Here is a 6,264-nt window from a genome sequence, read left to right on the forward strand (position 1 = left end):
AGTGAGCGCCAAAGAGATCACCGTCGTCCACGTGATGCGGCACGGCGAGGTGCACAACCCGGAGGGCGTCCTGTACGGGCGCCTGCCGGACTACCACCTGTCCGAGCTGGGCCGGAAGATGGCCGAGCGGGTCGCCGAGGACCTGGCCGACCGGGACATCACCCACGTGGTGGCCTCCCCGCTGGAGCGGGCCCAGGAGACCGCCGCGCCGATCGCCGAGGCGCACGGCCTGGAGGTCGCGGTGGACGAGCGGTTGATCGAGGCGGAGAACGTCTTCGAGGGCAAGACCTTCGGCGTCGGCGACGGCTCGCTGCGCAACCCGGGCTACTGGAAGTACCTCACCAACCCGTTCAAGCCCTCCTGGGGCGAGCCGTACCTCGACCAGGTGGTGCGGATGATGGGCGCGCTCGGCGCGGCCCGGGACGCCGCCCGCGGGCACGAGGCGGTGTGCGTCAGCCACCAGCTGCCGGTCTGGATCCTCCGCTCCTTCGTGGAGCGCCGCCGGCTCTGGCACGACCCGCGCAACCGGCAGTGCTCGCTGGCCTCGCTGACCAGCTTCACCTTCGAGGGCGACCGGATCGTCTCGGTCGGCTACCGCGAGCCGGCCCGCGACCTGCTGCCCGCGCACCTGGTGGGCAAGGGACGCAAGGGCGACAAGCCGGTGGGCAAGAGCTTCGGCGCCTGACCGCGGACGGCCCGTAAGGGGCGGGTAAGTATGACTTCGGGTCACCCGGCGAGTGCCGGGTGACCCGATTGCGTCGCAGGTCAGACGGGGTGCGACGCGCTAGGGAGGACCCCGGCGAACCTGGCCGGGACTCCATGCGAAACTTTTCACATGTCTGCCATGACGCGCCCCCGTCCCCGTGTCGCCGCCGCAGCCGCCGCCACCGTCGCCGCCGCTGCGCTCGCCCTCACCGGCTGCTCGTCCTCGGGCTCCTCGGGCAGCGGCGAGGGCCAGGTGGGCTTCGTCACCGTCAAGGGCACCAACCTGTCGAAGGCGGAGGCCGGCAAGCGCGGGGAGGCGCCGGACGTCTCCGGGGACACCCTGGAGGGCACCCCCGTCAAGCTCTCCGACTACCGCGGCAAGGTCGTGGTGCTGAACGTCTGGGGCTCCTGGTGCGGTCCGTGCCGGGCCGAGGCGAAGAGCCTGCAGACCGTCTCGGAGAAGTACAAGGACCAGGGCGTCCAGTTCCTCGGCATCAACACCCGGGACACCGAGAAGCAGAACGCCGTCCGCTTCGAGCAGGAGCAGGGCGTCACCTACCCGAGCCTCTTCGACCCGGCCGGCACCCAGCTGCTCAAGTTCGCCAAGGGCAGCCTCAACCCGCAGTCCATCCCGACCACCCTGATCATCGACCGGGACGGCCGGCTGGCCGCCCGCGCGGTCGGCGGCACCACCGAGGACGCGCTGGAGTCGATCCTCCAGCCCGTGGTCGCGGAGCAGAAGCAGTGAGCCTGCCGGCCCTCCAGCTGGCCGACACCACCTCGACCGTCCAGAGCGGCGCGCTGCTGGTCGCCGCCCCGGTCGCGCTGGTGGCGGGGCTGGCGTCGTTCTTCTCGCCCTGCGTGCTGCCGCTGGTCCCCGGCTACCTCTCGTACGTGACCGGGTTCTCCGCCGCCGACCTCGCCGACGCCCGCGGCTCGCGGCGCGGCCGGATGCTGCTCGGCGTGGTGCTGTTCATCCTCGGCTTCACCGCGGTGTTCGTCTCCACCGGGGCGCTGTTCGGTTACTTCGGCCAGGAACTGCAGGACTACAAGCGGACCATCAACATCGTGCTGGGCTCGCTCACCGTGGTGATGGGCCTGGCCTTCATGGGCCTCGTCCCGGGGCTGAGCATGCGCGAGGTCCGCTCGCACCGCCGCCCCGCGGTCGGCCTTCTGGGCGCCCCGATGCTCGGCGTGGTCTTCGGCGTCGGATGGACGCCCTGCATGGGCCCCACCCTGACCGCCGTGCAGAACCTGGCGCTCAACCAGGCCGACGCCCAGCGCGGCGCGCTGCTGACGACCTTCTACTGCCTGGGCCTCGGCGTACCGTTCATCGTGGCCGCGGTGGCCTTCCGCAGGGCGCTGGGCGCCTTCGGCTGGGTCAAGCGGCACTACCCGCTCGTCATGAGGATCGGCGGCGGCATGCTCGTCGTGGTCGGTCTGCTGCTCGTCACCGGGGTCTGGGACACGATGATGAGCCAGCTGCAGTCCTGGACCGCCGACTTCCAGATCGGAATCTGACCGTGAGCAACACCACGACCGAGGCCGAGCAGCCCCCGGCGCCGGAGGACAGCGCCGCCGAGCGGCTCAGCACCGCGCCGGTCGAGTCCGACGGACCGACCGGCATAGGGGCGTTCGGCTGGGCGCGCTGGATGTGGCGCCAGCTGACCTCGATGCGGGTCGCCCTGATCCTGCTGTTCCTGCTGTCGCTGGCCGCCATCCCCGGCTCGCTGATCCCGCAGTACCAGAACGGCCAGGGCCAGCTGAAGGTCGAGGCCTGGAAGGCGCAGCACTCCACGGTCGCGCCGATCTACGAGAAGCTCCAGCTGTTCGACGTCTACAGCTCGGTCTGGTTCTCCGCGATCTACATCCTGCTGTTCGTCTCGCTGGCCGGCTGCATCGTCCCGCGCACCTGGCAGTTCGTCGGCGTGCTGCGCTCCCAGCCGCCGGCCGCGCCGCGCAACCTGACCCGGATGCCGGTGCACGCGGCCTGGCGCACCGAGGCGGACGCCGACGCGGTGAACGCCGCCGCGCACCGGCTGCTGCGCAAGCGCGGCTTCCGCGCCCACCTGTCCGGCGGCTCGGTGGCGGCCGAGAAGGGCTACCTGCGCGAGGTCGGCAACCTGCTGTTCCACCTGTCGCTGTTCGCGCTGCTCGGCGGCTTCGCCTGGGCCAGCCTGGCCTCGGGCACGGGCGGCAAGCTGATGGTGGAGGGCGAGGGCTACTCCAACACCATCACCCAGCTCGACGACTTCAACGGCACCCGGTTCTACGGCAGCGAGGACCTCGACCCCTTCTACCTGAAGCTGGACGGCTTCACCTCAAAGTTCCAGACCAAGGGCGACCAGATCGGCGCCGCCCGGCAGTTCACCGCGAACGTCGAGTACTACGCGGGCAGCGACGAGTCGAAGCTGAAGAAGTCGACGATCGAGGTCAACCACCCGCTGGAGATCGGCGGCAGCAAGGTCTACCTGATCGGCCACGGCTACGCGCCGGTCGTCTCCGTCAAGAACGGCAAGGGCGACGTCGTCTACCGGGGTGCCGTGCCGTTCCTGCCGCAGGACGGCAACCTGACCTCCACCGGGGTCGTCAAGGTCTCCGACTACGGCACGGGCCCCGACGGCAACAGGACCCAGATGGGCTTCTCCGGCTTCTTCCTGCCGACCGCCCCGCTGAGCTTCGAGGGCACCGGCCCGGTCTCGCTGTTCCCCGGTGACGCCTCGCCCGAGCTGGTGCTGAACGCCTTCGCGGGCGACCTCGGCACCGACTCCGGCCTGCCGCAGAACGTCTACCAGCTCAACACCCGCAAGCTCACCCAGCTGACCCAGGACGGCCAGCCGGCCAAGGCCCGGCTCAAGCCCGGCCAGGGCTGGGACCTGCCCGACGGCTACGGCTCGGTGACCTTCGAGGGCTACAAGCAGTGGGCCAGCTTCAACGTCTCGCACCGCCCGGGCAACTCGATCGCCCTGGCCGGCGGGGTGCTGGCGATCCTCGGTCTGGTCGGCTCGCTGTTCATCCAGCGCCGCCGGATCTGGGTGCGGGCGGTCGCCCTGCCGGGCGGCGGCACCCAGGTGGAGCTGGCCGGCCTGGCCCGCAGCGAGTCGGCGAAGATCGCCGAGGAGCTGGCGGAGCTCGCGGTCGACCTCCAGGACGACGCCCCGGCCTCCGAGGACGACGAGCCGGCCTCCGAGGACGACGAGCCGGCCTTTGAGGAGGACGCCCCCGACGCGGACGCCCCGGCGCCCGCCGAGGACGGCGACGGCTCCACCGAAACGGACGTACCCGAGGAGACCGGGGCCCCCACCGCCCCGGAGGCGTCCTCGGACCCCGCAGTCCCTGCCGACCAGAACTCCAAGGAGTAGACGGTGCAACTCGCCTCGGCGGTCGACCCACAGCTGGCCGACCTCTCCAACAAGCTGATCTATTCGGCGATGGTGGTCTACACGCTCGCCATGTTCGCCCACATGATCGAGTGGACCTTCGGCAGCAAGGGCGCCGTCGCCGTCCGCTCGAAGGAGCAGTCGGGCACCCTCGGCGAGGCCGTCGCGGCGGCGCCGAAGGGTGCCAAGAAGGTCACCGTCACCGTGGCGGGGGCCGGCGGCGGCACCACCACGCTCACCCGCACCGCGGTCGCGGGCGAGGGCGCGACGGTGGTCACCAGCGGGCGCGGCACCGAGGAGGAGGACGGCCCGGGCGCGGCCGGCACCAGTGAGCGGGCCGACCTGGCCGGCCGGATCGCCGTCTCGCTCACCGTGCTCGGCGCCGCGCTGCACGTCGGCGGGATCGTCACCCGCGGCCTGTCGGTCTCCCGCTGGCCGTGGGGCAACATGTACGAGTTCTCCTGCGCCTTCGCCTTCGCGATGACGGCGGCGTACCTGGTGCTGCTGGCCGCGAAGAAGAACGTCCGCTGGCTCGGCCTGCCGGTCGTCCTCGCGGGGCTGCTGACCCTCGGCATCGCCACCACGGTGCTCTACACCGACTCCGAGCAGCTCGTCCCGGCGCTGCACTCGCCGTGGCTGGCGATCCACGTCTCCACCGCGATCTTCTGCGGCGGCGCGTTCTACGCGGCGTTCATCGCGACGCTGCTGTACATCGGCAAGGACGCCTTCGACAAGCGCATGGCGGCCGGTCTCACCACCGGCCCGCTGGGCACCTCGGCGTCGATCTGGCGCCGGCTGCCCGCCGCGTCGACCTTCGACAAGCTGTCCTACCGGATCAACGCCCTGGTCTTCCCGCTGTGGACCTTCACCATCATCGCGGGCGCGATCTGGGCCGAGGCGGCCTGGGGCAAGTACTGGGAGTGGGACCCGAAGGAGACCTGGTCGTTCATCACCTGGGTCGCCTACGCCTGCTACCTGCACGCCCGCGCGACGGCCGGCTGGAAGGGCCGCAAGGCCGCCTACCTGGCGCTGGCGGCGTTCGCCTGCTGGCTCTTCAACTACTACGGCGTGAACATCTTCGTCACCGGAAAGCACTCCTACGCGGGGATCTGACCGGGGCACACGATCACCCACCGGCCCGGCTCTCTCCCACAGGTAGCCGGGCCGAGGTGCGACAGGGGTAGTGCGTGCCGGCCGCCGGCCGGTGCGAGAGGGAACTGAGGAGGAAATCGCGCAATGGAGTGCGACGAGGTCATGCTGACCGTCCGAATCACCGCCGCCGAGCGCATGCTGCTCCGCCGGCTCGCCCAGGGACACCGGAGCGACGTGTCCGAGGTGGTGTCCGACGCCTTGCTGGACATCATCCCCACGCTCAGCGCTCCGGGGGACGCCTACCGGTTGCTGGGGGCGCTGGCGGTGCCCGCGCCGTGCGCCCTGACGGTCTGGCTGCCGACCCCGCTGGCCGACCTGCTGGTGCCCGGCGCGGCCCGGATCGCGCAGATCACCGACGTCCGGATCGAGTCGGCCAGCGCCGCCCTGGGCGCGGCGCTGCGGCTCTGGCTGGCCCAGGACCCGGTCCGGCTGGCGACCAACCTCAGCGTGATGCACGCGGGCCGGCCGGCCGCCCTGATGGCCGCCTGACCGGGCGGGGTCAGCTCGCCAGCGGCAGCCGGGTGCCGCCGTCGAGGCCCGGCGCGGCGGGGCGGCCGTCGTAGGCGTCCCGCCGGGCCGGCGGCACCGTCGGGCCCTGGGCAGGGTCCTCCGACGGCGCGGTGAGCAGCAGGCACTCGGCCGCCGTCCGGCCGTCCTGGATCAGCTGGACCCGCACCGGGAGCCGGCCGCCCGCCGCGGCCGGTCCGGCGGTCGGCTCGGGGACGGCGCGGACGAAGCAGGGCCGGTCCAGTTCGATGTAGCGGTCGAAGGAGCCCACCAGCTCGACCGGCACCACCGGTTCGGGGTGGCGCAGCCGCTGGGCGGCCTGCCGGGCGGCCTCCAGCACCAGCATCCCGGGCACGTGGTCCAGCGCGTGGTCGAACAGCACCGGGTGGGTGGCGTCGGCGCGCAGCAGCCAGGACTACGCGGGGGGGGGCAGCCGCAGCCCGACGGCCGAGTGCACACGACTGCCGACCAGCCACACAGCGACGCGCGCCGGCGGCCGCCCCCTGAAGGCACACCGCGC

7 protein-coding genes are annotated in these 6,264 nt (G+C 72.0%); 6 read left to right on the forward strand and 1 reads right to left on the reverse strand.

The features are described 5' to 3' along the window. The first annotated feature begins 34 nt into the window (after positions 1-34). From AB0E96_RS16285 to AB0E96_RS16310, 6 genes are all read left to right on the forward strand, one after another. Positions 35-685, forward strand: a complete 651-nt coding sequence (locus AB0E96_RS16285) for a histidine phosphatase family protein (RefSeq protein WP_359823664.1) — start codon at positions 35-37, stop codon at positions 683-685. A 159-nt stretch (positions 686-844) separates the two neighbouring features. Beyond that, positions 845-1,453 carry a TlpA disulfide reductase family protein gene (locus AB0E96_RS16290; protein WP_359823650.1) on the forward strand — a complete coding sequence of 203 codons (609 nt, stop codon included), beginning with the start codon at positions 845-847 and terminating at the stop codon, positions 1,451-1,453. Then, positions 1,450-2,226, forward strand: a complete 777-nt coding sequence (locus tag AB0E96_RS16295; RefSeq protein ID WP_359823652.1) for a cytochrome c biogenesis protein CcdA — start codon at positions 1,450-1,452, stop codon at positions 2,224-2,226. The genes AB0E96_RS16290 and AB0E96_RS16295 overlap by 4 nt, the downstream gene beginning before the upstream one ends. A 2-nt stretch (positions 2,227-2,228) precedes the next feature. Continuing rightward, entirely contained in the window at positions 2,229-4,067 is a 1,839-nt protein-coding gene (locus AB0E96_RS16300; RefSeq protein ID WP_359823655.1) for a cytochrome c biogenesis protein ResB, read from the forward strand. A gap of 3 nt (positions 4,068-4,070) precedes the next feature. Beyond that, positions 4,071-5,198 (forward strand): c-type cytochrome biogenesis protein CcsB, encoded by a 1,128-nt coding sequence (gene ccsB / locus AB0E96_RS16305; protein WP_359823657.1) that lies wholly within the window; start codon positions 4,071-4,073, stop codon positions 5,196-5,198. Between the two features lie 141 nt (positions 5,199-5,339). After that, complete coding sequence (locus AB0E96_RS16310; RefSeq protein ID WP_359823660.1) at positions 5,340-5,726, forward strand: hypothetical protein; 387 nt, start codon at positions 5,340-5,342, stop codon at positions 5,724-5,726. Between the two features lie 10 nt (positions 5,727-5,736). On the opposite strand, the gene AB0E96_RS16315 is transcribed toward AB0E96_RS16310, so the two are convergent. Continuing rightward, a complete protein-coding gene (locus tag AB0E96_RS16315; protein WP_359823666.1) occupies positions 5,737-6,153 on the reverse strand; it encodes an AfsA-related hotdog domain-containing protein in 417 nt (138 codons plus the stop codon). Positions 6,154-6,264: the final 111 nt, after the last annotated feature.

It is taken from the genome of Kitasatospora sp. NPDC036755 (genome assembly GCF_040636595.1).
In the GTDB taxonomy this organism is placed as follows: Bacteria; Actinomycetota; Actinomycetes; order Streptomycetales; family Streptomycetaceae; genus Kitasatospora.

Coding starts and splice junctions, on each gene's coding strand:
- AB0E96_RS16285 (WP_359823664.1), top strand. CDS start 35: ATGCGGCACGGCGAGGTGCACAACCCGGAGGGCGTCCTGTACGGGCGC.
- AB0E96_RS16290 (WP_359823650.1), top strand. CDS start 845: ATGACGCGCCCCCGTCCCCGTGTCGCCGCCGCAGCCGCCGCCACCGTC.
- AB0E96_RS16310 (WP_359823660.1), top strand. CDS start 5,340: ATGCTGACCGTCCGAATCACCGCCGCCGAGCGCATGCTGCTCCGCCGG.